This is a genomic window from Pseudarthrobacter siccitolerans, from assembly GCF_030823375.1.
Lineage (GTDB): Bacteria > Actinomycetota > Actinomycetes > Actinomycetales > Micrococcaceae > Arthrobacter > Arthrobacter siccitolerans_A.
On record NZ_JAUSXB010000001.1, the window covers coordinates 3,688,126 to 3,713,522 of the forward strand.

Annotated in this window: 22 protein-coding genes and 2 riboswitches; of the genes, 14 read left to right on the forward strand and 8 right to left on the reverse strand. The window is 65.8% G+C overall.

Annotation, left to right across the window (positions count from 1 at the left end):
- Nucleotides 1–2 precede the first annotated feature (2 nt).
- From QFZ36_RS17220 to QFZ36_RS17240, 5 genes are all read right to left on the reverse strand, one after another.
- Nucleotides 3–713, reverse strand: a complete 711-nt coding sequence (locus QFZ36_RS17220; RefSeq protein WP_306638178.1) for a response regulator transcription factor — start codon at nt 711–713, stop codon at nt 3–5.
- A gap of 98 nt (nt 714–811) precedes the next feature.
- Nucleotides 812–1,312, reverse strand: coding sequence for a DUF427 domain-containing protein (locus QFZ36_RS17225; RefSeq protein WP_306638179.1), 501 nt, complete (start codon nt 1,310–1,312; stop codon nt 812–814).
- A gap of 67 nt (nt 1,313–1,379) precedes the next feature.
- The gene (locus QFZ36_RS17230) at nt 1,380–3,026 is read right to left on the reverse strand and encodes a DNA repair helicase XPB (protein WP_306638180.1); all 1,647 of its coding nucleotides are present in this window, start codon (nt 3,024–3,026) and stop codon (nt 1,380–1,382) included.
- A gap of 13 nt (nt 3,027–3,039) precedes the next feature.
- Nucleotides 3,040–5,523 (reverse strand): helicase-associated domain-containing protein, encoded by a 2,484-nt coding sequence (locus QFZ36_RS17235; protein WP_306638182.1) that lies wholly within the window; start codon nt 5,521–5,523, stop codon nt 3,040–3,042.
- Nucleotides 5,524–5,533: 10 nt separating this feature from the next.
- On the reverse strand, nt 5,534–5,767 hold the full coding sequence (locus QFZ36_RS17240) for a hypothetical protein (RefSeq protein ID WP_306638185.1): 234 nt from the start codon (nt 5,765–5,767) through the stop codon (nt 5,534–5,536).
- Nucleotides 5,768–6,051: 284 nt separating this feature from the next.
- Between QFZ36_RS17240 and QFZ36_RS17245 the strand changes: the two genes are divergently transcribed.
- Together QFZ36_RS17245 and QFZ36_RS17250 are read left to right on the forward strand one after the other, a co-directional pair.
- A complete protein-coding gene (locus QFZ36_RS17245; RefSeq protein ID WP_009358151.1) occupies nt 6,052–6,435 on the forward strand; it encodes a cold-shock protein in 384 nt (127 codons plus the stop codon).
- A gap of 5 nt (nt 6,436–6,440) precedes the next feature.
- Entirely contained in the window at nt 6,441–7,112 is a 672-nt protein-coding gene (locus tag QFZ36_RS17250; protein WP_306638187.1) for a DUF3027 domain-containing protein, read from the forward strand.
- 183 nt (nt 7,113–7,295) lie between these two features.
- On the opposite strand, the gene serC is transcribed toward QFZ36_RS17250, so the two are convergent.
- On the reverse strand, nt 7,296–8,426 hold the full coding sequence (gene serC, locus QFZ36_RS17255; RefSeq protein WP_306638189.1) for a phosphoserine transaminase: 1,131 nt from the start codon (nt 8,424–8,426) through the stop codon (nt 7,296–7,298).
- 278 nt (nt 8,427–8,704) lie between these two features.
- On the opposite strand from serC, the gene QFZ36_RS17260 reads away from it, so the two are divergent.
- From QFZ36_RS17260 to QFZ36_RS17305, 10 genes are all read left to right on the forward strand, one after another.
- A complete protein-coding gene (locus tag QFZ36_RS17260) occupies nt 8,705–9,412 on the forward strand; it encodes a metal-dependent transcriptional regulator (RefSeq protein ID WP_306638191.1) in 708 nt (235 codons plus the stop codon).
- Between the two features lie 134 nt (nt 9,413–9,546).
- Nucleotides 9,547–9,758, forward strand: a riboswitch (cyclic di-AMP (ydaO/yuaA leader).
- Between the two features lie 10 nt (nt 9,759–9,768).
- Nucleotides 9,769–10,590: a M23 family metallopeptidase gene (locus QFZ36_RS17265; RefSeq protein WP_306639259.1), complete on the forward strand. Its 822-nt coding sequence runs from the start codon at nt 9,769–9,771 to the stop codon at nt 10,588–10,590.
- A 147-nt stretch (nt 10,591–10,737) separates the two neighbouring features.
- A riboswitch (cyclic di-AMP (ydaO/yuaA leader) is annotated at nt 10,738–10,899 on the forward strand.
- Nucleotides 10,900–10,969: 70 nt separating this feature from the next.
- Nucleotides 10,970–11,650 carry a C40 family peptidase gene (locus QFZ36_RS17270; RefSeq protein WP_306638193.1) on the forward strand — a complete coding sequence of 227 codons (681 nt, stop codon included), beginning with the start codon at nt 10,970–10,972 and terminating at the stop codon, nt 11,648–11,650.
- A gap of 164 nt (nt 11,651–11,814) precedes the next feature.
- Entirely contained in the window at nt 11,815–12,576 is a 762-nt protein-coding gene (locus tag QFZ36_RS17275) for an NlpC/P60 family protein (RefSeq protein WP_306638195.1), read from the forward strand.
- Nucleotides 12,577–12,821: 245 nt separating this feature from the next.
- Complete coding sequence (locus QFZ36_RS17280; protein WP_306638196.1) at nt 12,822–13,322, forward strand: HNH endonuclease; 501 nt, start codon at nt 12,822–12,824, stop codon at nt 13,320–13,322.
- A 46-nt stretch (nt 13,323–13,368) separates the two neighbouring features.
- The gene (gene mobA / locus QFZ36_RS17285; protein ID WP_306638197.1) at nt 13,369–14,016 is read left to right on the forward strand and encodes a molybdenum cofactor guanylyltransferase; all 648 of its coding nucleotides are present in this window, start codon (nt 13,369–13,371) and stop codon (nt 14,014–14,016) included.
- Between the two features lie 15 nt (nt 14,017–14,031).
- On the forward strand, nt 14,032–14,325 hold the full coding sequence (locus tag QFZ36_RS17290; RefSeq protein WP_306638198.1) for a DUF6457 domain-containing protein: 294 nt from the start codon (nt 14,032–14,034) through the stop codon (nt 14,323–14,325).
- Entirely contained in the window at nt 14,322–15,701 is a 1,380-nt protein-coding gene (locus QFZ36_RS17295; protein WP_306638199.1) for a molybdopterin molybdotransferase MoeA, read from the forward strand. The genes QFZ36_RS17290 and QFZ36_RS17295 overlap by 4 nt, the downstream gene beginning before the upstream one ends.
- Before the next feature lie 81 nt (nt 15,702–15,782).
- Nucleotides 15,783–16,670 (forward strand): formate dehydrogenase accessory sulfurtransferase FdhD, encoded by an 888-nt coding sequence (fdhD, locus tag QFZ36_RS17300; protein WP_306638200.1) that lies wholly within the window; start codon nt 15,783–15,785, stop codon nt 16,668–16,670.
- 144 nt (nt 16,671–16,814) lie between these two features.
- Entirely contained in the window at nt 16,815–19,850 is a 3,036-nt protein-coding gene (locus tag QFZ36_RS17305) for an alpha-mannosidase (protein ID WP_306638202.1), read from the forward strand.
- A 246-nt stretch (nt 19,851–20,096) separates the two neighbouring features.
- Here QFZ36_RS17305 and QFZ36_RS17310 read toward each other — a convergent pair whose 3' ends face one another.
- Both QFZ36_RS17310 and QFZ36_RS17315 read right to left on the reverse strand, forming a co-directional pair.
- Nucleotides 20,097–20,834 carry a hypothetical protein gene (locus QFZ36_RS17310; RefSeq protein WP_306638203.1) on the reverse strand — a complete coding sequence of 246 codons (738 nt, stop codon included), beginning with the start codon at nt 20,832–20,834 and terminating at the stop codon, nt 20,097–20,099.
- A complete protein-coding gene (locus tag QFZ36_RS17315) occupies nt 20,831–21,568 on the reverse strand; it encodes a hypothetical protein (RefSeq protein WP_306638204.1) in 738 nt (245 codons plus the stop codon). Before QFZ36_RS17315 ends, QFZ36_RS17310 begins: the two co-directional genes overlap by 4 nt.
- Nucleotides 21,569–21,816: 248 nt before the next feature.
- Between QFZ36_RS17315 and QFZ36_RS17320 the strand changes: the two genes are divergently transcribed.
- Both QFZ36_RS17320 and QFZ36_RS17325 read left to right on the forward strand, forming a co-directional pair.
- On the forward strand, nt 21,817–23,487 hold the full coding sequence (locus QFZ36_RS17320; RefSeq protein WP_306638206.1) for an ABC-F family ATP-binding cassette domain-containing protein: 1,671 nt from the start codon (nt 21,817–21,819) through the stop codon (nt 23,485–23,487).
- Nucleotides 23,484–25,397 (forward strand): ABC transporter ATP-binding protein, encoded by a 1,914-nt coding sequence (locus QFZ36_RS17325; protein ID WP_306638207.1) that lies wholly within the window; start codon nt 23,484–23,486, stop codon nt 25,395–25,397. Before QFZ36_RS17320 ends, QFZ36_RS17325 begins: the two co-directional genes overlap by 4 nt.

The window sequence follows — 25,397 nt, forward strand, 5'->3', positions numbered from 1 at the left end:
GGTCAGCGCTTTTCGGCCGTCCGCAGCACGTAGCCCACGCCGCGCTTGGTCTGGATCAGCGCCGGAGCCTCCGGATCGAGGTCAACCTTCCGGCGCAGGTAGGAGATATACGACTCAACGATGGACGCGTCACCGTTGAAGTTGTACTCCCACACGTGATCCAGGATCTGCGACTTGGACAGCACCCGGTTGGGGTTGAGCATGAGGTAGCGGAGCAACTTGAACTCGGTGGGGGAGAGTTCGATGACAGTGCCGCCACGGCGCACTTCGTGGGCATCGTCGTCGAGTTCCAAGTCATCCACGCGGATGACGGCGTCGTCGTCGAGCATGGGCTGGGTCCGGCGCAGGACGGCGCGGATTCTCGCCACTACCTCGTCCAGGCTGAAGGGTTTGGTGACGTAATCGTCGCCGCCAACAGTGAGGCCGGTGACTTTGTCCTCGGTATCGTCCTTGGCGGTCAGGAACAGGACAGGGAAGTGCTTGCCTGATGCGCGCAGTCGGCGGGTGACGGTGAACCCGTCCATGTCCGGAAGCATCACGTCCAGGACGGCGAGGTCCGGTGCGTGCAGGTCCGCAGCGGCAAGGGCGTCGCGTCCGTTGGCTGCGGAAACGACGTCGAATCCGGCGAACCGCAGGGAGGTTGAGAGCAGTTCGCGGATGTTGGGCTCGTCGTCCACCACGAGGAGCTTCGCTTCAGGGCCGTTCTTGTTCATGCTCCCATCATGCTCCCATACTCTGGGAGTTGTCTGGATATTCGTTGGGAGCCTGTTGTGAAGAGCAAACGTGAAGATTCAGTGGAAAGAGGAGCGGTTCACCAAAACATCGTGCCCGGCTCGCCCTTGAATGGCCCAACCACCCGGCTGGTGATCCACCCGGCATAGAAAGCACCAGCTTGGGGACGGACGCGCTCACCGTCCACCTCGCAATAGTCCATCCTGCCCGGGTACAGTGCCACATGCCCGGTCAACGTTGTGTAGGGCGGCGCAGGCTGCGGATAGAACCATCCTGCCGCAGCAGCCAACAGGCCACCGCCGCGGATGTTCAGGTACTGTCCTGTCCCCTTGAACTCGCAATAGCTGGTCCCTGAGGCAAGCTCCAGTGTTGCGGGCCTGAAGGCTTCCCGGGAGAAGTAATAGACCGGCGGGTGGCTGGTCTCCAGAACGCGCACTGACTCCGTGACGTCGAGGATGAGCTCTCCGCCAAGGGCGACCCGGATCCGTTCCTGGCTCGGCTCAACGCGTGGGGGACGGGGGTAGCCCCAGACAGATTCCTGGCCAGGCTGCGGTACAACGGGTTCCACAGGGTGTCGCATGCTTCCAGTATGCAATGGCTGAGCAGAACTGCGGCGGGTGGTCCGGGTGCGACAACCGGGGATACGGCTACTCCGCCGTTTCCACGTCCTTGGCGTCCATGATCCGGTAGGCATAGCCCTGCTCGGCGAGGAAACGCTGGCGTTTGGCGGCGAAGTCCTGGTCCAGGGTGTCCCGCGCCACCAGCGAGTAGAACCGGGCTGCCCGGCCGTCCTTCTTGGGACGGAGCAGCCGGCCCAGGCGCTGCGCTTCCTCCTGCCGCGACCCGAAGGAACCCGATACCTGGATCGCCACCGACGCTTCCGGGAGGTCGATGGAAAAGTTGGCCACCTTGGAAACCACGAGCGTCTGGATCTCGCCGGCACGGAAGGCATCGAAGAGCTTCTGGCGCACCTTCACGGAGGTGTCGCCTTTGATGACCGGCGCCTGGAGGCGCTCGCCGAGCTCGTCCAGCTGGTCGATGTACTGGCCGATGACCAGCAGCTGCTCCCCGGTGTGCCGGGCCACGAGCTGCTCCACCACCTGCGTCTTGGACTCCGACGTGGCGCAGAGCCGGTACTTGTCGGCGTCGTCCGCCATGGCGTAGGCGACGCGCTCATCCCGCGGCAGGTCCACCCGGACCTCCACGCAGTCCGCGGGGGCGATGTAGCCCTGGGACTCGATGTCTTTCCACGGCGCGTCGTAGCGCTTGGGTCCAATCAGGCTGAAGACCTCGCCCTCGCGGCCGTCTTCGCGCACCAGTGTTGCGGTGAGGCCCAGGCGGCGCCGGGCCTGCAGGTCCGCCGTCATCCGGAAAATCGGGGCAGGAAGCAGGTGGACCTCGTCGTAGATGATCAGGCCCCAGTCATGCCCGTCCACCAGTTCAAGGTGCGGATACAGGCCGCCGCGCTTGGTGGTGAGCACCTGGTAGGTGGCAATGGTCACTGGCCGCACTTCCTTGACGGCGCCTGAATACTCGCCGATTTCTTCCTCGGTGAGGGAGGTGCGCCTGAGCAGCTCATCCTTCCACTGCCGGGCGGCCACGGTGTTGGTGACAAGGATCAGGGTGGTGGTGGAGCCGGTTGCCATCGCCGCCGCGCCCACTAGGGTTTTGCCCGCCCCGCAGGGAAGCACCACGACGCCGCTGCCGCCGGCCCAGAAATTATCACTGGCCATCTGCTGGTAGGGCCGCAGTTTCCAGCCGTCCTCGTTCAGCGCGATCAGGTGCGGGGTGCCGTCCACATAGCCGGCCAAATCCTCGGCGGGCCAGCCGATCTTGAGCAGGAGCTGCTTCAGCTGGCCTCGCTGGGACGCGTGCACCACCACTGTTTCGCCGTCAATCCGCGGGCCCAGGAGCGGCTGGATCTTCTTGGACCGGATCACTTCCTCAAGCACCGGGTAGTCGTCCGTCCGCATCACCAGACCGTGCTGCGGGTCCTTTTCCAGGCGCAGCCGGCCATAGCGCGACATGGTCTCCTCGACGTCGATCAGCAGCGAATGCGGCACCGGGAAGCGCGAATACTTCAGCAGTGTGTCCAGGACTCTTTCGGCGTCCAGGCCGGCGGCCCGGGCATTCCACAGGCCCAAGGGCGTCAACCGGTAGCTGTGGACATGCTCGGGCGCACGTTCCAGTTCGGCGAACGGCGCTATGGCGTGCCGGGCTTCGGCGGCGAGCTCATGGTCCACCTCAAGGAGGATGGTCTTGTCGCTCTGGACAATCAGGGGTCCGTCGTTCACTCGGGAGAGTCCTTCACTGGCGCAGTTCCTCTGCGGCCTCAATATCGATAATGCGGTGGATGGACAGCACCCGTTCGGTGTCCTTCGCAGGGTCGAAGACCCGGACGCGTCCGCCGCTCACTGAGAGGGGAACAACAATTTCGAGGTTGGCATTCCCCATGCCGTCCACCACGTTCATGCTGATCCGCTGCTTCAGCCGGATGGCGCGCTGCAGGGCTTCCAGCCCCAGCTGGGTGGCTGCTTCGGAGCCAATGTCCGCCTGCCCCGGGTGGTGGCTTACGACGGCGACAGGGCGGTGGCGGAGCACGTCCAGTTGAGCTTGCACTTCCTCCGCTTCCGGCGCGGTCCGTGGGGCGGTGTATACGGGCCGGGAAGGGGTGTGCGGCGCAGGGACGCGCCGGAGCCGGAGTACAGGCTGTTCGGATTCGTCCAGCGATGGCGAGAGACCCAGGCTGCGCAACACCTGCGCTGTTTCGCGTGGGGCAGCGGAGGAGATGAGGACCGTGGGAGCAATCCGTACCAGGCCGAGCCCCTCGGTTTTGGGCCCTTGCAGCAGGTCAAGCAGCGCCCCTTCGTCCTCGCTTTGGATAAAGCTCCCGGCGGCGCCCACCCGCAGCCGGCCGTGCCGGGCGGCCGTGTCCTCCACGAGGTACTGCAGCGGCTGCGGGACGGCCGTGGCTGAGTGTTCCCGCAGGAACTCCAGCAGGGCCTGGGCATTATGTCCGGCGTCCAGGGCCCGGCGGATGGAACCGGGCGAGAACCGGTAGATGGTGGCCGGCCCCTGTCCTTCCGCGTCCGCCATCAGCAGCAGTTTCTCCGTCAGGGCCGGCGCAAGGTATCCGGGGGCCACAGCAGTCAGGTCCGCCTGGAGCAGCACGTGGTTCAGCTCGGCCGGCAGGTGCTCGCCCAGGATGGCGAGTGCGGCGTCCGGATCATCGGCGGCGATGGCGCTCCCCAGCTGGCTCAGCGCTCCGGAGCCCAGCAGACCGAGGATTTCGGCTTCGGCCAGCACTCCGCGGATCAGGGAACTGAAGCGCCGGGCCATCCGCGGCTGGGCCCACTCGGCGCGCTGCAGGACCGCGGCTGCGTCCAGCACCGGCGCAGTTCCGTCCGGTGCCGCCGCTTCCTGGGTGAGTTCGTTGAGAATCTCCAGGATCCGCTTGCGCACCACCGGGGCGTCAGGCCGCTGCGCCTCCGCCGACAACGCAATAACGGTGCTCCCCGATGCGGCGCGGTGCCCCGCCGCTGCTCCCGGAGTTCCGCTGATGGGCTGCCCCACCATGGACGGTACGCGCTCGCTGGCCAGCCAGGCGTTCACCAGCCAGAGCCATTGTTCCTGCCGGGGCAGGACGAGCCACTCCAACTCGGGCGGCTGGATCCAGGACGAGGAGTCAACGTCCAGCCGGATCAGGCCCGCGAGCCCGCAGAGCTCCAGGAGCAGCCCGACGCGTAGCTGGTCGATCCGGAGCACATCAGCGAGCCGCCTCATCTCGCGGACGCCCACACCTCCGCTCCGGAGGGTGGCCAGCGGTTGTTCCTTCACAGCATGCAGCATTTCGCCCACGAGCCGCAGGGTTTCTGCGATGGCGCCGAGCGCCGCGTTCCGGCGCAGGGCGGCGCTGGTGCGGCCGAGCTCGGGGACCGGCGGTGACAGTGTGAAGTCATTGATGATGGCGCCGCCGCGCAGCGACAGTCCCACGCTGTGGGGCAGTTCCACGTGGGCGGCGTCCAACGGCACCAGCAGGCCCCGGGCCAGGAGCCAGTCGACGGGGCCGACGTCGGATCCCTCGGTGGTGATGGATGCCTTGCGTTGCGCCTGGGGGACGGCACCCATGGCCCAGTTCCGGAATTTGGCGAGCAACGCCGTCGTGCGTTCCGGAGCGGTGGACAAGATATCCTGCAACGCCTCAGGGGAGGACGTCCAGTGCTGCAGCGCCAGCGCTGCCTCCATGGGCGTGGTGGCGCCATGGATGGCGACGCCCCTCCGGTGCAGTTCGGAAACAAGCTGAACCGCCCGTTGCGCGAACGCGGGCTGGAGGCGCACCAGCTCCGTGTAGCTTCGCCCCAGTCCGGCGGGATATATCCCCACCACGTCCTTCAGGCTGCCCACGGGGAGGTAGTAGCGCTGCTTGCCGGCGGGAGTTCCGTGCGGGGGTTCGGCGCGGTGTACCAGCGCGAGGTCCTGGAGTGACGCCAGGATCCGCTCCACGGCTGCGAGGGTGGATCCTGAAATCAGGTGGCGGAGGCCCGCGGCTGAAGCGCTGTGCTTCGTGTCGGTGTTCGTACACAGATGGAGGGTTTCCAGGACCTGCATCTGGGGCCGGTTGAGGCGCTCCAGGGCGCGCTGGACGCTGACCCTCCCGCTGGCCCTGGCGGCCAAGGCGGCGAAATCCGGCACGGCGGGGGAGATGAGGTCCGGCCGCGCGTCGAACAGCGACCGCAACGAGTCGTCGCTGCGGGCCTCCAGGTCCTTGCTGAGCGCGCGAATAAGGGACATCAGTCCAACGTTACCGCCCGTCCGGTTTTCCTGCCCGGCGGCGCCCGGCAACGCTGTCCAGGACAAGGAACAGCATCAGGAGGAACGCCAGCGGCAGGCCGTACAGCGCGGCATAGGTGACCCAGGCCGGAGCCACCGAACCTGCGAAGGCAAAGGCCATGACGGCTGCCACCGCTGCCAGCGAGAGCACGGCAATAACCGCGGCGAAGATCGTCAGGGGCCGCCGGTAACGCGAGGGTGTCATGGACGTAACGCTAACAGCCCGGTCCGACAGGGCCGGCATGCGTTCCGGGAGGCTAGGGCGCGGGTGGGGGGCCCACGCCCGTAGGGTTCCCTGGCCGAGCTTGCGAGGCTAGGGCGCGGGTGGGGAGGTGCCGCCGAAAGCAGGATTAGGGGATGGGGCAGGATAACCTTGAGGGATACAGACCAACACGGTCTCCAGCCGTCATACCCTGAACCCGCACAACAATGCGGATGCGGTGACAGCTGGCCGTGTCTCAAGACGTCAGAACGAAGAAGGTTGATTACGTGCCTACCGGCAAGGTCAAGTGGTATGACAAGGACAAAGGCTTCGGTTTCCTCGCGGGCGAAGACGGCCAGGAAGTGTTCCTGCCTAAATCCTCGCTGCCAGAGGGTGTAACGGAGCTTAAGGCCGGCACCCGCGTTGAATTTGGTGTCGCAGACGGCCGCAAGGGTGCGCAGGCCCTGGGGCTGCGCGTGCTCGATAAGACGCCGTCCATCGCCAAGGCGAAACGGCCCAGCGCCCGGGACCTTGCCCCGCTGGTCCAGGACTTGGTGAGCGTGCTGGACAACCTGTCCGGAACCCTCTCCAAAGGCAAATACCCGGAAGGCAACAAGGGTAAGGCCATCGCCGCCGCCCTGCGCAAGGTTGCCGACGAGTTGGACGTTTAGCCCTGATGAGTTCGGAAGCTGATCAGCAGGAGCCGGCTGCGGAGTCGCAGGAGTTGGTGTCCCTGGAGCCGGTGTCCCCGGAACCGGAGCCGGAGGGGACCGTTTCGGCCGCCGCGTCACCGGCCCCTGCTGCCGTGAGGACTGCGAGGCCGCGCGCCGGTGTGCCGGCATGGCGCACCGGAAAGCCCGACGCCTTCCTTGCCGCCGCCGTGGAAACTGCCCGAAGCGCGATCGAAGGCATTACGGCGCCGGCGGATATCGGGCGCCACCTGGGAGCCAAGAGCGAGGGCGACCGCCTGGTGACGCACCTCTTTGAATCCCGGTTGCCCGGCTACGGCGGCTGGCAGTGGTTCGCGGTCCTGACGCGGAACTCACGCTCCAAGGTTGTGACGGTCAATGAGCTGGGCCTGCTGCCGTCCGAGGACTCCATCCTGGCCCCGGAATGGGTTCCCTGGGCGGAACGTGTCCGGCCTGAAGATGAGCAGGAACCTGAGCGGGAACAGGAACCGGAAACAGAAACAGAAACAGCCGAGGCTGGGCCGGCGGAAACCGATGCTGCGGAAGATGCTGTTGGAGGGCCTGAAGGCCAGGAATCTGAGGCAGGCGCACCTGAAGCGGGTGCCTCTGCAGCTGCTGAGCCGGACCAGTCCGCCGAGGGCGACGCCGGCACTTCCTGACCGGGACGCTCTCATGGAGCGCTCCTCCGAAGACAGACAAAAGGCGCCGCCCGGGGAAAACCCGGGCGGCGCCGTCGTACTTAATGCCTCAGCGCCCTGGTGGCTTGGGGAGGGGCAACTGACCCGGCTGGCGGACTGCGCGAGCAGCCCGCAGCCCGCGCCGGTTCGGTTGCTTGTGCAGTCCTACTTGCGCAGCTCGCCCACCACGTAATCGATGCTTGCCAGCAGGGCGGAAACGTCGGCGGGCTCGATGGCCACGAACGTTGCGATCCGCAGCTGGTTGCGGCCCAGCTTCCGGTAAGGCTCGGTGTCCACCACGCCATTGGCGCGCAGAACCTTGGCAACCACGGCCGCGTCCACGGAGTCATCGAAGTCGATGGTGGCGATGACGTTGGAGCGCTCGTCCGGGTTGGTGACAAAGGGAGTGGCGAACCCGGAGGCGTCAGCCCAGCTGTAGATGCGGCCGGCGGAGTCAGCCGTGCGGGCGGACGCGAAGTCCAGGCCGCCGTTGGAGTTCAGCCACTGCACCTGCGCGTCCAGAGTCACCAGGGTGGACAGCGACGGGGTGTTGTAGGTCTGGTTCAGGCGCGAGTTGTCGATGGCCGTCTGCAGATCCAGGAAGTCCGGAATCCAGCGGTCGCTGGCCTTGATCCTCGCTGCCCGTTCCAGGGCGGCCGGGGAGAAGAGCCCAAGCCAAAGTCCGCCGTCGGAGGCAAAGTTTTTCTGCGGCGCGAAGTAGTAAACGTCACTCTGGGCAACATCGACATCCAGGCCGCCTGCGGCAGAGGTGGCGTCCACCAGGACCAATGCACCTTCGTCCGCGCCGGCAACGCGCTGCACAGGGGCCGAAACGCCTGTGCTGGTCTCGTTCTGCGGCCAGGCGTAAACATCCACGCCTGCTTCTGCCTGCGCCGAGGGGCGGGTACCGGGTTCGGACTTGATGATGGAGGACGCGTCCAGGAAGGGGGCTTTGTTGGTGGCTGCGGCGAATTTGGAGCCGAATTCACCAAAGGACAGGTGCTGTGCCTTCTTCTCCACCAGGCCAAAGCTTGCAATATCCCAGAAGGCGGTGGAACCGCCCACGCCGAGCACCACCTCATACCCTTCGGGTGCGCGGAAGAACTGGCTCAGGCCTTCCCGGACAGAGCCCACCAGGTTCTTGACAGGGGCCTGGCGGTGGGACGTGCCGAGGATCTTCTTTGACGCGGCTGACAGCGCATCAATCTGTTCCTGCCGGACTTTGGAGGGCCCGGCGCCGAACCGTCCGTCCTTCGGCAGGAGGTCGGCGGGAATAGTGATGCTGGTTTCGCTCACAAGTGCTCCAATTTCGGCGTGGACGTAACTTTGGTCCGGACGGGTGTTGGCGGCCGGCAGTCGGCGGTGACTGCAACCAGGGCCTTCCTCATTCTGCCTGAAGCGCTGATTCGGCGGGAACCCGGGCCGTCATAGTCCAGCCAATGAGACGCCTGCGTAGCACAGGCGCGAACTATTCGGACAAAGTCAAAATAGGCTAAGCTTTTCCACGGACTACGTCGCAGTCAAGGCGATACGGTGGGACAACGCAAGGTACTGCGCTCGAGGAGCTGAGCTGGATGACGGATCTGATCGACACTACGGAAATGTACCTTCGGACCATTCTGGAGCTTGAAGAAGAGAACATCGTGGCTCTTCGTGCGCGCATCGCCGAGCGGCTCCGCCACTCCGGGCCCACCGTCTCCCAGACCATCGGCCGGATGGAGCGGGACGGCCTGGTGGTCGTCTCCGGAGACCGGCACCTTGAGCTCACCGAAACGGGGCGGAAGCGCGCCACGGAGGTCATGCGCAAGCACCGCCTTGCCGAGCGCCTGCTCGCCGACGTCATCGGTCTCGACTGGGCCTACGTCCACGACGAAGCCTGCCGCTGGGAGCATGTCATGAGCGAACGCGTGGAGCGGCGCATCTACGAGCTGCTCAACCATCCCACGGAGTCTCCGTACGGGAATCCGATTCCAGGCCTGGCAGCCTTGGGCGGTTCTCCGTCACTGGGCCTTGCCGACGGTGCCATCAGCCTCCTGGAAGCGATGAAATCCTATGGTCCGGCATCAGAGGTGACCGTGAGCCGGCTCGCGGAGCCCATCCAGGTGGAGCCGGAGCTGCTGTCCCAGCTTGACGAGGGCGGTATCCGTCCGGGCGCCGCCGTTTCACTGGAGCGGGTGGGTGATTACATTTCGGTGCGCGTTCCCGGCATTGAGGGGGCCCTGGAGCTGCCGCCGGAGGTTGCTGCGCACGTGTTTGTGGCCATCCGCCAGCCCGCGGGCTAGGGACGGCGTACCCCATAACGGGGTGTTTAGGCAAAGATAACGGAATTGTTACTAAGGGGCTTAAGCCTCTATAGTTGAACCAAGCGTTGATATTAAAGCGTTACCTGATCTGGAGCCGAGCTCTGCCAGCGGATCAGGAGCACGAGTCGTAACTGGCAGAGGCGGGGGAACCACAACCGGCAGCGGGGGACTGTCTTGGGGTGAAGTCCGTCAGCAGCAAGCCTCTTCCAGCGAAGGATCCTTAACGGGATATCTCTGTGCCGAAGCTTGCTTACGGCGGACCGGGTCTTTGAACTCTCTGACCTGAATCCGACAGCTAACTTCGCAGGCTTTCCAGAGAGGAACCGTTCTTGACCATGCAGAATTCCAGGGGACGCCGCCGCGCGGCGGGCCCTGCTTCGACACCGCGCGTTGTCGAAGTCATCACCTCGGAGCGCCCACGCGATCCGCACCGTGATGCTCGCCGGCGTCGGGGTCCCCTCCGCCAGGTGACCGAATTCGCAGCCGCCAGCGGCATCGGCCAGAAGGCCGGCATAGCGCTTGCTGCCACCGGCCTGGTCCTCACCGTGACAGTCCCGGCCACCAGTCCTGTTATGGCCACTGACGCCTCGGGCACCGCCCCCGTTGCCGCCTCCTCCGTGACGCCCCAGCCCCAGATTTCCGCGGAAGCCGGGGCCCAGATCGACTTCAGCCGCTCCGCCGTGGTGACCCAGGCTGATCCGGACGGGAAACTGAAGCAGCTGCTCAGCGCGCAGTCGGCCGGCGCTATCAGCCGGGCCGCCTCGGCCGGAAGCCTCGGCGCCCCGCTGGCCGTGATGACCACCGCATCGCCATTCGGCTACCGGGTCAGCCCCATCACCGGCGGCACCGGGGACTTCCACCGCGGACAGGACTATGTGGCCCAATGCGGGACGTCCGTCATGGCTGCGGCCACCGGTACCGTCACGTTTGTGGGCTGGCACCAGTTCGGCGGCGGGAACCGCGTCGTGATCGACCACGGCAACGGTCTGGAAACCACCTACAACCACCTGTCGTCCTTCAACGTCAAGGAAGGCCAGACGGTCTCCCGCGGGGAAGTTGTGGCGCTCAGCGGCACTACGGGGGCGTCCACAGGCTGCCACCTCCACTTCGAAGTCCAGGTCAACGGCGAAGTGGTTGACCCCACCGTCTGGCTGTAGTCAAGTGACGGTGAACTATCAGATGATCTTGACTTGCCGTGACCTGAATGTGACATTCAGTCAAAACTGCTGTACCGTCTAACTCGCGTCAACTTTTCCGAAGTTGACGCTCTTGTGCGGATTGCCTAACTCTGCCACCGCTCAAGGTCCGTTCGCATGACATCGTCTGGCAGGGGCGGGGGAACCAATTTTGGCCTTTCCAGCGGGAAGGCCTTGGGGTTAAGTCACAAAGCTTCCTTGGAAGCCGCGTGGCCGGGTGACTCCCATCCGAATCCGACAGCTCACCTCGCAGGCATTGGGAGAGGCTACCTTCGTGTCTTCACGCCATAATTCTGCGCGCCACCGTGCGCAAACGGTTCGTACCAACCCCTTGGACGCGGTGTCCAAGGCTGTTAGTGCCAATGCCGGGACAGTTGGTCGCCAGGCTGCCGTTATCGCAGCTGCTTCCGGCCTCATCCTGACCATGGGCTTGCCGGCCACCGCCGCAGACACCAACGCTGGTGTGTCCGCCTCAACGGAGTCCGGGTCGGCGCAGACCGCCCTTGCCGTTACTGCGGCCCCCACGGCCACTGTCTCTTTCGAGCGCCCCGTGGTCAAGACCACAGCCGCTCCCAAAGTGCAGGCCGTACGCACCCAGTCCACAGACTCGGGTAACGGAACCGCTGCCACCGGAACCGCTTCCTCCGCCAAGGAGAAGTTGGCCGAAACCGTCTCCTCCGCCTCCACCTCAGGCATCGCCGCCATCGCGTACACCGGCATCGGCCACTCGTACGTGTGGGGCGGCACCAGCCCCGTCACCGGCTGGGACTGCTCGGGCTTCACCCAGTGGGTCTACGCGCAGGCCGGCATCAGCATCCCACGCACCAATGCATGGACTGCCATGACGCCCACATCCACTCCTCAGGCGGGCGACCTGGTGATGCAGAATGGCGGCGCACACGTTGGCATCTACGTCGGCAACGGCATGATGATCAGCGCCCTGAACCCCTCCCAGGGAACGCTGCTGCACGCCGTGGCCGCAACCGGCTCCTCCGCGTTCTTCACTATCTCCAAGGGCTAGTTCTTCGACCTTCGGGTCCAAGGGCTTTTTCTATGCCCAAACACACTTTTCGCTAAATCACCACATCCCCGTTCGGGACGTGCCGGCGTACCCCCAAGATGCCGGCACGTCCAAAACCCCCTGTCTGCCTACAAGGCGACAGGGGAAAACGAAAGAGAGAACTGATGACTACTCGTGCAACCGCACGGCATCGCGCCGAGGTCACCAAAACCAATTCGCTGGCCATCATTGCCAAAGCTGTGGGCGAGAACGCCGGCGGCGTCGGACGCCAGGCGGCAGTGATCGCTGCCGCGTCCGGCCTGGTCCTCACCAGCGGCCTGGCCGCCAACGCTGCCGACGCCAACGTCCAGCGTGACTCTGCCCCGGCCTCCAACCTGGAAGTTGAATCAACGGTTGAGGCTCCGATTTCGGCTGAGTCCACCATTGCCATTTCCTACGAGAAGCCCGCAGTGACCACCACTCCGGCTCCCGTTGTGGAAGCGCCGGAGCCCGAGGTTCAGGTTGAGGTCCAGGAAGCAGCCGCTCCGGCTGCCAAGCCCGTCGTTGCCGCCAAGGTGACCGCATCCGCTCCTGCCGCAGCCCCTGCCGCTTCGGCGAGCGGCAAGGGTGCAGCTATCCTCTCCGCCGCCTACGCCCAGCTCGGTGTGATGCAGGACTGCACCATGCTGGTCACCAACTCCCTGGCCGCCGTCGGCATCAACTTCCACGACTGGCCCGCCGGCTACCTCTCCCTGGGCCGCACCGTGAGCGCCGCCGAAGCGCAGGCGGGCGACCTGATCTACTACGCCGACGGTGGCGCCGGAATGGCACACATCGCTGTCTACGCCGGAAACGGCCAGGCAGTGCACGGCGGCTACAACGGCAACCAGACCGTTGTTTTCAGCGCCAACGTTGGTTCCGGCCCGGTCTTCATCCGCGTCAACTGACATCCCCGGCCCGTTGATTCGGGCTGACGGAATTGAACACAACCCCTGCCCAACGGCAGGGGTTGTTTCGTTTAAGCGGCATGTCGCCCCGGTCACCGCGGCCGGACACGGCGGGGGCTGTAGGCCGCAATTAGCCGATAGTGCACTTCTTTGTTTACTCTTGTGGTGTCGATCCATAGCCCGGATATGCCGGGGGCAGCCGGCCCTCGTGCCCCTGACGGGTGCGGCCGTGAAGAGGTACGTGCATGCGCACTCTCGTTCTGAATGCTGGATATGAACCGCTGGCGGTTATTACCTTCCGCCGGGCGCTGGTGCTTGTGCTTACGGGCAAGGCGAGCGTCGTGGCCGAAGGGGACGATCCTGTCGTGGGACCCCAGGAGATTCTGGGCCGCCCGTCCGTGATCCTCCTGAACCGCTACATCCGTCCCAGATACAACCAGTCCACGGCTGTCAGCAGACGCGGCGTGCTCCGGCGTGACGGGCACAAGTGCGCCTATTGCGGAAAAGCTGCGCACACTATCGACCACGTCCACCCCAAGTCCCGCGGCGGAGCGGATTCCTGGGAGAACCTCGTGGCCGCATGCCTTCGGTGCAACAACGTCAAAGGTGATCACACCCCGGCGGAGATGGGCTGGAAGCTGCGGTTCGTGCCCGAGCCTCCGCACGGCACCATCTGGCAGATCAAGGAACTCGAGAAGCCAACCCCTGCCTGGGATCCGTTCCTGCTGCCGGAGCGCGCTGCCTGAAAGACCTCGGGCTTGGCTCGGGTGCGCTCCCGATTAGGCTGGGGGAGTGGAGCAGAACAGGTTGGACTTCGACGCCCTGGTCCTTGCCGGCGGCAGGTCTTCCCGCCTGGGCGGGGTACCTAAGCAGGGGCTGGTCTTTGAAGGCGCCACCCTGCTGCAGCGGTCTCTTGCGGCATGCTCCGCCGCGTCCCTGACAGCAGTGGTGGGCCCGGATCCGGGGCCGTTGCCTGCGGGGGTGGTCGCCTGCCGCGAGGAGCCGGAGTTCGCAGGACCGGCTGCTGCTGTCGCGGCCGGGCTCGAAGCGCTCGGCCGGGCCGGCGGCGGACGGGATTTCACGTTGGTGCTGGCCTGCGACATGCCCCGGGTTACCGGCGCCGTGCAGGCATTGGCGGAGTCCCTCGCCTTGGCGGGGTATGCCGGCGACGGCGTGATGGCCTGTTCCGAAGACGGTACTGCCCAAATGCTGGTGGGTTTTTACCGCACGGACGGGTTAAAAAGAGCCGTGCAGGAGTTGGCCTCGCGCGGCAGGTTAATCGACGGCTCCATGCGCTCCCTCCTTGCTAGTCTTGATCTGCAGCTTGTCACCGTCCCCGCCGGTACCACAGCCGATGTGGATACCTGGGATGATGCCGCCGCATTAGGAGTTGACGCCGGGAAGCCGGACGTGCGCCAGGACCGGCGCGGCAGCAGTTGAATTGGGAGGCAAAGAGTGAAAAGCCAGGATGAAACGCTGGAGGAGTGGTGCAGGTCCCTCCTTCAGGCCTATGAGCTTGAGGACGTCCAGGTGGACGTCAATGCCATCCTTGCCCTGGCGGGCGTTGCTGCGCACTCCGTGGTGCGGCCGGCAGCGCCCCTGACCACCTTCATTGCCGGCTACGCCGCCGGCCTGGCCTCGGGCTCCGGACAAAGCACGGAGGCTTCATCCATGGAAGAGGCCCTGGCCGTGGCACGTTCCCTGGCTGCAGATTACGATGCCGAAGCCGCCGGGGCTCCCGGCGAATGACTGAAGAACCCGGGGAAGAACGGAGTTCAGCAGACCCGCCAGAGGCGACGCACCACCTCGCCCATACCTGGGAGGAAGCCCGGCAGGCTGCCTTCGCGGCAGCAACGCCGATTCCTGCCGGACCGGTTCCCCTGCATCTGGCCCTTGGCCGCACCCTGCACCAGGACATCGTGGCACTGCAGGACATGCCTCACTACGCGTCCTCGGCCATGGACGGCTGGGCGGTCAACGGTACCGGCCCGTGGATCCTCGTGGAGCCCGGCACGCGGCTGGCGCCGCACCAGGCAAGCCCCATTGTGACCGGCGGGCTCATTCCTCCCGGCGGAAAAGCCGTGCTTCGCAGCGAGAGTGCTTTGCTGGGCAAGGACGAGGACGGACTGCCGGTCCTGACTACCGGCGGAAGCGCCCGGCCGGGTGAGCCGCGCACCGGCCAGCACATCCGGAAAGCCGGTGAGGAAGCCCTGGAAGGGGACATCCTGGTGAAAGCGGGAGTGTTGCTTAACCCTGCGCATCTTGCACTGGCCGCCCTGGCCGGCTACGACGAAGTGCCCGTCCAGGGCAAACCCATGGTCCGGCTTTTGCTGACCGGTTCCGAAGTGATTGGCGAGGGTATGCCGCTTCCGGGCCAGGTACGCGACACTTTTGGTCCGCAACTGCCGGCAGTGGTGAACATGCTTGGAGGAATAGCAGGCGAACAGCAGCGGATCGGCGACTCTTACGCCGAGTGGCTTGCCGCCCTCGAAGACGTGGTGCCGGAGGTGCCGGGCGCGCCGGACCTGCCGGCCGACGTCGTCATCACCACGGGCGGGACAGGAAAGTCTGGCACCGATCATCTCCGCCAGGCCGTGGCCGAGCTGGGCGGCCGGCTGGTCATCGACGGGATAGCGATGCGGCCGGGGCACCCGGCGGTCCTCGCGGAGCTGCCGGACGGGCGGTTTGTGCTGGGACTGCCGGGGAATCCCCTCGCCGCGATGATGGCGCTGTGTACTGTGGGGGCGCCGCTGCTCGCCGCGCTGGGCCACGGCGCCCTGCCGGAGATCCAAGAGGTGCCGTCCGGAAGCATCATCGAACCCGATCCGGGGCGCACGCGCCTGATGCCGTTCCGCCTCGTGTACGGGATGGCTTCGCCGGCACAGCACACCGGTCCCGGCATGATGCGCGGGCTGGCGTCGGCCGACGGCGTTATGGTGGTGCCGCCGCATGGGGTCCAGCTCGGTGAACTGGTACCGGCTTTCGCCCTGCCCTGGGGCCCGCCCATTCCGGCAGCTGCGGATCCCGGTTCGAAAGCAAAGACCAGGAACGCGGGGCGGCCTGCCCGAACGGCCGCCAAGCCGGCAGCCACGGGCCCCGTGGACTGGAGCGCGCTCCTTGGCTGAGCATCGCTGCGTGTGTGCGTCCCGGCTGGTATCCGGCTCCGGCAGTTGCCATGATGGAGCTATGAACAAGCAGGGGTGGCCGTGGGCCGCGTGACCCAGCGCCGCAAGGTGCACAAGTATGTCCTCGATGGTTCTCCGAAGGCCCTCGAATTTCCGGTGCGGCACCGCGAGGATGTCCTCGCGGTGGAGGAGCCGCTGGAGATCCGGCTGGGCCAGCTGTCCTTCTCGGTGACCATGCGCACCCCGGGTGACGACTTTGACCTGGTGGCCGGGTTCCTGGTGTCGGAGGGCATCATCTGGAGCGCCGAGCAACTCGTGTCGCTGCGTTTCTGCGCCGGCGAGGACGAGAACGGCATGCAGACCTTCAACGTGGTGGAGGTCCAGCTGCGGCCGGACGTCACCATTCCCTCCATCGGCCGCCACATCTACACATCCAGCTCCTGTGGCATTTGCGGGACGGATTCGATTGAATCCGTCCGGAAGTCCTCGCGCTACAACCTCGCCGAGGACCCCCTGGGCATCGACGCGGAACTCCTGGCATCGCTGCCGGGGCTGCTGCGGAAATCCCAGCGCGTTTTTGAGGATACCGGGGGAGTGCACGCTGCCGGGCTGTTCAAGATAGGGGACGACGGCGGCGCGGAACTTTTGTGCCTCCGTGAGGACGTGGGCCGCCACAACGCCGTGGACAAGGTAGTGGGCTGGGCCCTGCGTGAAGGACTGCTCCCGCTGCGCGGGACCGTCCTCCAGGTGTCCGGCCGGGCCTCCTTCGAGCTGGTGCAGAAAGCGGCGCTGGCAGGAATCCCGGTGCTGGCTGCCGTCAGCGCGCCCTCCAGCCTTGCCGTGGAGCTTGCGGAGGCAAGCGGCATGACACTGGCCGGATTCAGCCGGGGCACCAGCCTTAACATCTACACAGGGGACCAGCGGATCGTCAGGCCCGCTGTACACGTTCCGGCCCGCGCGCTGCCCTGATCCAGGGGACCATTTTGTAGGTCTGTCCACAAACCGCTTTGGGGTTGTTCCCCCCTGAGCAGTTGGCTAGTAGGCTACCGGTGGGTAGTTAATCTACCGAATGGACACCTTGGTCCACATTTCCAGCGTTTAAGAGGGCCAACATTGCATGACGACCGACGGATCACGGAAGTCCGCCTCGAAAGGTTCGTCCGCGAACGCATCACCCCTGCCGTCTACAGCCGGAGCCTGCCTCTGGCCTTGAGCAGCTGGGATGTTTCCGACGAGCCGGTCCCGGCCCTCGAAGCCATGCGGCAGGACTTCCAGCCGCAGGAACATGGCGCTCCGTGGGGGAAACCGTGGGGCACCAAGTGGCTGCGCCTCCAGGGCGAGGTGCCGGAATTCTGGGGTGCCGGGCCGGACACCACGGTGGAAGTGGTGGTGGACCTTGGCTTCACTATCGAGGTCCCGGGTTTCCAATGCGAAGGCATCGCCTGGCGCGCCGACGGCACCATCATCAAGGCGGTCTCTCCCCGCAACCAGTACATCCCGCTGAAGCTGCTTGGCGGCGGCATGGCCGTGGACTTTTACGTGGAGGCAGCCGCCAATCCGGACGTTGCCCAGGGCTGGACTTTTGCCCCCACGCCATACGGGGATAAGTCGACGGCGGGAACGGCGCCGCAGTACCGGTTGGGAACCATTGCCATCGCGGAGCTGAACCAGACCGTGTGGGAACTCCAGCAGGACATCTGGACGCTGTCCGGGCTGATGGCTGAGCTGCCCTGGGAACAGCCACGGCGGCACGAGATCCTGCGTGCCCTCGAGCGCATGATGGACGTGATGGACCCCGATGACGTGGCCGGCACTGCAGCAGCCGGACGTGAAGCGCTTGCCGAAGTCCTGGCAAGGCCCGCCTACGCGTCCGCGCACCAGCTGGTGGCCACCGGCCACGCCCATATTGACTCCGCCTGGTTGTGGCCGGTCCGGGAAACCATCCGTAAATGCGCCCGCACGTTCTCGAACGTCGTGGCCCTGATGGATGAATACCCGGACTTCGTCTTCTCGTGCTCCTCCGCCCAGCAGCTCGCCTGGATCAAGGAGTTCTACCCCGAACTTTTCGGCCGGATCCGGGAGAAAGTGCGGGCCGGCCAGTTCGTTCCCGTCGGCGGCATGTGGGTGGAATCCGATACGAACATGCCCGGCGGGGAGGCCATGGCCCGCCAGTTCGTTGAGGGCAAGAGCTTCTTCCTAGCCGAATTCGGGGTGGACTGCCAGGAAGCCTGGCTGCCTGACTCCTTTGGCTATTCCGCAGCCCTGCCGCAGATCGTCAAATCCGCCGGCAGCAGATGGTTCCTCACCCAAAAGATCTCCTGGAACCAGACCAACAGGATGCCGCACCACACCTTCAACTGGGAGGGCATCGACGGCACCCGGCTCTTCACCCACTTCCCGCCGGTGGACACCTACAATTCGGAGCTCAGCGGACGCGAACTGGCCCACGCCGAGCGCAACTACCGCGACCATGGCCGCGGCACAGTGTCCCTCGTGCCCTTCGGCTATGGCGACGGCGGCGGCGGACCTACCAGGGAAATGCTTGCCGCTGCTGCCAGGACGGCGGACCTGGAAGGCTCACCGAAGGTGCGGATCGGATCGGCGGCGAGCTTCTTCGAACAGGCCGAGACAGAGTATCCGTCCCTCCCGGTCTGGGCGGGCGAGATGTACCTCGAACTGCACCGCGGCACGTACACCAGCCAGGCCCGGACCAAGAAGGGCAACCGGCGCAGCGAGCATCTTCTGCGCGAGGCGGAACTGTGGTGTGCTACCGCCGCGGTACGCACGGATTCGTTCGTTTATCCGGCGGCCGAGCTCAAGCGGTTGTGGCGGCTGGTGCTGCTGCACCAGTTCCATGACATCCTCCCGGGCAGCTCCATCGCCTGGGTGCACCAGGATGCCGAACGCAATTACCAGGCCATTGGCGTTGCCCTCGAAGCGCTCATCGCCGACGCCGCTGCCGCCATGCTTGGCAGCGGTGAACGGACCTTCCTGCTCAATGCCGCCCCGCATCCGCGGGCCGGAGTATCCGCGTTCGCGGCGGGGGAGCCGGCCGCGCCGGCGCTGCCGGCACGGGCCACCGCGCAGGACGGCGGCTACGTCCTGGACAATGGCATCATTCGTGCGGTGGTGGATGCCGAGGGGCTGATCACCTCGCTCAAGGACTACGCCAGCGGCCGCGAGGCGATTGCCCCGGGGGAGCGCGGCAACCTGCTTGAGCTGCACCGTGACACGCCCAACGAGTGGGATGCCTGGGACATTGACGAGTTTTACCGGCGTAACGTCACGCCTTTGACAAGCGCTCAGTGCGTGCGGCTGGCGGAGGATGAAGGCGGCGTTGCTGTTGTGGTGGAACGGCTGGCAGGGTCCTCTGCCATCACCCAACGCATCGGCCTTGCCGCTGGAAGCCCATCGCTGTCCATCACCACGTCTGCTGACTGGCAGGAGCGGGAAAAGCTGTTGAAGCTCGGCTTTGCCCTGGATGTGCGGGCTGACCGGTCAGCCGCCGAGACCCAGTTCGGGCACGTCTTCCGCGCCACCCACACCAACACGTCCTGGGAAGCCGCCAAGTTCGAAATCTGCGCGCACCGCTGGATCCACGTGGCGGAGCCGGGCTACGGCGTAGCAGTCTCCAACTCGTCCACCTACGGGCACGATGTCACCAGGAGCATCAGGGAGGCCGACGGCGGCACCACCACCACAGTGCGCTTGTCACTGCTGCGTGCCCCGAAGTTTCCGGACCCGGACGCGGACCGCGGGCAGCACGAGCTCACCGTGACCATCCGGCCTGGCGCTGGCATCGCCGATGCCGTCCAGGAGGGGTATCGCACCAATTTGGCACCGCGCCTGGTCAGCGGAGGATCGCCGGTGGAGCCGCTGTTCACCTTATCCAACCCGGCCGTTGTTGTTGAGGCGGTGAAGCTTGCAGAGGACGGCTCCGGGGACGTGATCGCCAGGCTGTACGAATCGTTGGGCCAGCGCTCGGCCGGAAGGCTCACCGCCAATTTCCCGGTCCGGAGCGTCACTGCCGTGGACCTGCTGGAGCGGGCAGCCGAGGCGGTTGGAGTGGAGGCCGGCCCCGATGGCGCCAAACTGCTGCTCCGGCCGTTCCAGCTGGTGACCTTGCGTTTTGAGCGCGCGGACGGCTGAAAGCCAGGCCAGGGAAGACCCTAATCAGGCGGAAGAAGCCCCGGAAGAATTTGCTATAAGGCCTTAAATGGCTGAGTGGGGGCGGTCCCCAACGGCCGCCACCACTCATCCCCCCAAAGCATGCAAAGGCCCCCGGAGGCTGCATTCGTTCAAGAAAGTATCCCCGTTCGTAAACTCCCGGCAACCCCCGCCTTCACACATCCATGATTATTGCACGTTCTAATGATTGTGTGAAAGCCCCCAGGGTTACGTTTCGGTAGATGACCTCGGCGCGCGGGGTGGCCTCCGGCTTCTGACCCTGGCAGCCCAGATAAGCGCCAGGCCCACAACGAAGCAGAGCACGGCGGTGTAGTTGATGATGAATTCGACCGCGCCCCATTCCGGTGGCACCACAGGGAACAGCAAAGTGAGGGCAATAGCCACTCCGCCTACGGCCAACAGCCCGGCGGCCAGCCGGACCAGCACAGGCAGCCTGCTGCCGACAGCACGCACCATGGCTGGCAGCAGAACCAGGGAAACGTAGGACGGATAGGCGCGCCCGGCTGCCCCGTAGTACTCCACCAGCACAAAATTGCGTTCGCTCTTGCGTGATATTGCCAGCAGTCCTGCAGATGATCCTGAAGTGTCAATCAGGAAGAACACGCCTACCATCACCAGGGATATCACCAGCAGGACTGTCATCCCGGTTCTGCCCGTGATGAGCCGGTAGGCGTGGTCCGCACCGAAACCGCGGGTCACGCGGATGCCCACAAAGTAGATCGCGGCGAAGATGATGAAGCGCAGCAGCAGGTTGGCGAGGTTGATCCCGCCCAGGGCTGCGTCCACAACAAGGTACGGTGCCTCGATGCTCAACAGGATGGCTGCGGTCATCAGGGCGAAGATGTAGAAAAGTGACCTGTTCTCACCGCGGATCGCGCTGGGGACGCGGGCCGCCGCGATAAGGCCGCAGGTGGCCAGTGTTGACCACTGGAGTATTTCGATCATCCCAGGTTCTCCCAAATCTTTTCCGTTTGCGCCTGGTCCTGCTCCTGGCGTCGCAACACCTTGCCCAAGGCCTGCAGCCGGTCGCCGGCCAAAACGGCGAGGTCGCCGTCCGACAGGCTGGCCAGTGCGGCCCGGCGTGCACCGGGGGCCCAGCCCGCTTCCTCTTCGGTAACGAGGCCGGTGGCCACCAGGCCGCCGGTCAGTCCAACCCCGGCCGCCCGGGCCGTGGCAACTGCCAGCTCAGCCGTCAGCCGGTTGGCCGTCAGCTGCGCCGAATAATTCTGGGGCGCAATCCCGGTCGCGGCAGAGACGCGGTGCCGCACCTCGCCGTCGTCAATTGCCTCAACCCAGTTCTTGACTGAGGTGGCGTGCGGCGCCGGCGAGAGGACGGGCGGTTCATCGCCGGCCTCCCTGCCGGGGTCCAGGGCCGGACGCGCCAGCACGGCGCCCAACAGGTCGGCGGTGGAGATCTGGCTGACCAGTTCCCAGCGCGTGGGCGGCGGCTGGGGATCGGCCAACTGCCGGTAGGCCTCAAAATCGGCCAGGGCGGCCACCGGGTTGATGCCATAGGCGCGGCTGATGCTGACGACTGTGGTGACCGATACTTTTCCGCGGACCAGTTGCTGGGCGAGGGTGGTCCGCTTGATCCCGGAGATCCTGCAGACGTCAGCCGTGCTGGCCTCCGGCGCAACGCCTTGCAGCCAGCGCTGGAACGCCTTGGCGGGGAGGGTCATAAAGGGCTCTCTGCAGAACGGATGGTGTGTTGAGTTTAGCTTCCGGTATCCCGCCGGTTTTACCCGGGCTCCGGTTTCGACTATGCTTGATGGTCGAGCCCGTTGGTCCGTACACCCCCCAAGTCCGGACCAGCGGGTTCTTTTATGTCCGCCGCCTCCGGCGCCCTCCCTCCTGCGGATCAGCAAGGCTGATGCGCGCCGGAAAGTGGACAAACCGGCTGCGGATGCTCCGGTGAAAGGAAGGATCAATGACTGCGACCCTTGTGGCCAAGGAGGTTTCCGGCGGTCACGACCACCGGCAGCTTTTCTCCCGGCTCTCCCTGACCGTTGCCCCCGGTGACGTTGTAGGCGTTGTGGGTGCCAACGGCGCCGGAAAGTCCACCTTGCTGCGGCTCCTGGCCGGTGTCGACCAGCCGCAGGAAGGAACGGTCAGCCTTGCCCCGGCAGACGCTTTCGTGGGCTGGCTTCCCCAGGAACACGAACGGATCCATGGTGAAACCGTGGCCGGCTACATCGCCCGGCGGACAGGCTGCGCCGAGGCCACAGTCGAGATGGAATCCACCGCCGAGGCGCTTGGCTCCGGCGCGCCCGGTGCCGATGATGCCTATTCCCGGGCCTTTGACCGCTGGATGGCCTCAGGTGCCGCGGACCTCGATGAGCGCATCCCCGCTGTCCTGGCAGAGCTGGGCCTCGAAACCGGTGCTGATGCCGAAATGACCGGCTTGTCCGGCGGCCAGGCGGCGCGGGTGGCGCTAGCGGCCCTGCTGCTGAGCCGGTTCGACGTTGTCCTCCTGGACGAACCCACGAATGATCTGGACCTTGCCGGCCTGGCAAAACTGGAGGATTTTGTCCGGGGCCTGCGCGGCGGCGTAGTGCTGGTCAGCCACGACCGGGAATTCCTGGCCCGCTGCGTCACCACGGTGGTGGAGTTGGACCTGGCGCAGAATTCGGTAGCGGTTTACGACGGCGGCTACGACGCCTTCCTGGAGGAACGCGCCGTTTCACGGCGGCACGCACGCGAGAAGTATGAGGAGTTCGCCGCCACCAAAGCGGACCTGGTGTCCCGGGCGCGGACCCAGCGCGAGTGGAGTTCCCAGGGTGTGCGGAACGCCATGAAGAAGAGCCCGGACAACGACAAGATCCGCCGGGCGGCCAGCACTGAGTCTTCGGAGAAGCAGGCCCAGAAGGTGCGGCAGATGGAATCGCGGATCGCCCGGCTGGACGTGGTGGAAGAGCCGCGGAAGGAATGGCAGCTGCAGTTCTCCATTGGCCAGGCGCCCCGCTCCAGCTCGGTCGTAGCCACCCTCCGTGACGCCGTGGTGAGCCAGGGCAGTTTCACCCTGGGCCCGGTAAATCTCCAGCTCAACGCGGGGGAGCGGATCGGCATTACCGGCCCTAACGGTGCCGGCAAGTCCACCCTGCTCCGCCTGCTGCTGGGCGGCCTCGCGCCGGAGTCCGGCAGCGCAGCCATGGGCGCTTCCGTGGCGATCGGCGAGATTGACCAGGCGCGCGGGCTGCTTGCCGGCCACCTTCCCCTGGCTGACGCTGTAGAGGCTGTCCTGGTGGACCTCACTCCGGCGGAGGTCCGCACGCTGCTGGCCAAGTTCGGCCTCAAGGCGGACCACACTGCCAGGACCATTGATTCGCTGTCGCCCGGTGAGCGCACCAGGGCGGCCTTGGCCCTGCTGCAGGCGCGGGGTGTGAACCTCCTTGTCCTGGACGAGCCAACGAACCATCTCGACCTGCCCGCCATCGAGCAGCTTGAGGAGGCGCTGGAAAGCTACGACGGCGCCCTGCTGCTGGTGACGCACGACCGCAGGCTGCTGGAAAACGTGCGGCTGGATGTACGTTGGAATGTGGAGAACGGAACCGTCACTGAAGTGCTGGCCGACAGCGCCTTGAAAGGCAACCAAAAATGAGTATGGACAGGGTTGCCTGGAGCTCCCTCTACAACATCACCCGCGCCTCCAACGGCTCCAAGCCGTTCTCCAGGGAGCTCCTCAAGCGTGTGTTTGGTTTCGCGCGGCCGCACCGCGGCCGGCTGATCGCCTTCGTGCTGCTGTCCATCGTGATGGCCGTCCTGGCTGTGGCAACACCGGTGCTCGCCGGCCAGGTGGTGGACGCGATCATCGCGAAGACGGACGCCGGAACCGTGGTCTGGCTCGCAATACTGATTGCGATCGTGGCTGTGGCCGAGGCCGGGCTGGGACTCGTGACGCGTTGGTTGTCCGCTTCCATCGGCGAGGGCGTGATCCTGGACCTGCGCACCAAGGTGTTTGACCACGTGCAGAAGATGCCTATCGCCTTCTTTACCCGGACCCGCACCGGTGCCCTGGTGAGCCGTCTTAACAATGATGTGATCGGGGCGCAGTCGGCCTTCGCCGGCACGCTTTCCGGTGTGGTCAGCAATGCGGTGGCGCTGGCCCTGACCCTTGTGGTGATGCTGAATAAATCCTGGCTGGTGACTGTGCTTGCCATGATCCTGCTCCCGATCTTCCTCATCCCCGCCCGTCGTATGGGTTCCAGGCTGGCCGAGCTGCGCCGCGAAGCCGCCGAGCACAATGCCACCATGGGCACGCAGATGACCGAGCGCTTTTCCGCCCCTGGCGCCACCTTGGTGAAGCTCTTCGGGCGGCCGGACGAGGAATCCCGCGAGTTCGCCGTCCGCGCAGGCCGCGTCCGCGACATCGGGGTCCGTACTGCCATGCTGCAGTTCACCTTCGTGACCGCCCTGACGCTGGTCTCGGCGCTCGCCCTCGCTTTGGTGTACGGGCTGGGCGGCTGGCTGGCGCTGGGAGGGCAGCTGGCCGCGGGCGACGTCGTTGTATTGGCTCTGCTGCTCACGCGCCTCTACGCTCCGCTCACCGCCCTCTCCAACGCACGGGTGGAAATCATGAGTGCCCTGGTCAGCTTCGAGCGCGTCTTCGAAATCCTGGACCTCAAGCCGCTCATCCGCCAGAAGCCGGATGCTGTGGAATCGCCGCGCGGCCCGCTCTCCGTGGAGTTTGACGACGTCCAGTTCTCCTACCCCTCTGCGGACAAGGTGTCCCTGGCCTCCCTCGAAGACGTCTCCACCCTGGACACCCGCGGCGGCGAGGAAGTCCTGCACGGGGTCAGCTTCCGGGTTGAGCCTGGGCAGACGGTGGCGCTGGTGGGCTCTTCGGGCGCCGGCAAGTCAACCATCGCCCAGCTGCTGGCCCGACTTTATGACGTCGATTCCGGCGCCATCCGTTTTGGTGGCGTGAGGCCCGGAACAGGGGTGGATGTCCGCGACCTGACCTTCGATTCCCTCCGGGAGACCCTGGGAATGGTCACCCAGGACGGCCACCTCTTCCACGAAACCATTGCCTCCAACCTCCGGCTGGCCAAGCCGGACGCCACGGACGAGGACATGTGGTCGGTCATCCGCCAGGCCCGGCTCGAAACCATGATCCGGTCCCTGCCGGACGGGCTGGACACCGTGGTGGGGGAGCGCGGCTACCGGCTCTCCGGCGGGGAACGGCAGCGGCTCACCATCGCGCGGCTACTCATCGCGCAGCCTCGCGTCGTCATCCTCGATGAGGCGACTGCCGCGCTGGATTCAACCAATGAAGCCGCCGTGCAGGCTGCCCTGGGCGCCGCGCTCGAGGGACGGACCGCCGTCGTCATTGCCCACCGGCTCTCCACCGTCCGTGCCGCCGACGCCATCCTGGTGGTGGAGGACGGCCGGATTGTGGAGCGCGGCACCCACACCGAACTGCTGGCCGCCGAAGGCCGTTATGCCGAGCTGTACCGGACGCAGTTCGCCGAAGCCACCGCAGTGGTCCAGGAAGCAGTTCCGGAGTTCTAG

Coding starts and splice junctions, on each gene's coding strand:
- QFZ36_RS17310 (WP_306638203.1), bottom strand. CDS start 20,834: ATGATCGAAATACTCCAGTGGTCAACACTGGCCACCTGCGGCCTTATC.
- QFZ36_RS17235 (WP_306638182.1), bottom strand. CDS start 5,523: ATGTCCCTTATTCGCGCGCTCAGCAAGGACCTGGAGGCCCGCAGCGAC.
- QFZ36_RS17325 (WP_306638207.1), top strand. CDS start 23,484: ATGAGTATGGACAGGGTTGCCTGGAGCTCCCTCTACAACATCACCCGC.
- QFZ36_RS17265 (WP_306639259.1), top strand. CDS start 9,769: ATGCAGAATTCCAGGGGACGCCGCCGCGCGGCGGGCCCTGCTTCGACA.
- QFZ36_RS17260 (WP_306638191.1), top strand. CDS start 8,705: ATGACGGATCTGATCGACACTACGGAAATGTACCTTCGGACCATTCTG.
- QFZ36_RS17250 (WP_306638187.1), top strand. CDS start 6,441: ATGAGTTCGGAAGCTGATCAGCAGGAGCCGGCTGCGGAGTCGCAGGAG.
- QFZ36_RS17225 (WP_306638179.1), bottom strand. CDS start 1,312: ATGCGACACCCTGTGGAACCCGTTGTACCGCAGCCTGGCCAGGAATCT.
- QFZ36_RS17240 (WP_306638185.1), bottom strand. CDS start 5,767: ATGACACCCTCGCGTTACCGGCGGCCCCTGACGATCTTCGCCGCGGTT.
- QFZ36_RS17315 (WP_306638204.1), bottom strand. CDS start 21,568: ATGACCCTCCCCGCCAAGGCGTTCCAGCGCTGGCTGCAAGGCGTTGCG.
- QFZ36_RS17220 (WP_306638178.1), bottom strand. CDS start 713: ATGAACAAGAACGGCCCTGAAGCGAAGCTCCTCGTGGTGGACGACGAG.
- QFZ36_RS17320 (WP_306638206.1), top strand. CDS start 21,817: ATGACTGCGACCCTTGTGGCCAAGGAGGTTTCCGGCGGTCACGACCAC.
- QFZ36_RS17275 (WP_306638195.1), top strand. CDS start 11,815: ATGACTACTCGTGCAACCGCACGGCATCGCGCCGAGGTCACCAAAACC.
- QFZ36_RS17295 (WP_306638199.1), top strand. CDS start 14,322: ATGACTGAAGAACCCGGGGAAGAACGGAGTTCAGCAGACCCGCCAGAG.
- QFZ36_RS17280 (WP_306638196.1), top strand. CDS start 12,822: ATGCGCACTCTCGTTCTGAATGCTGGATATGAACCGCTGGCGGTTATT.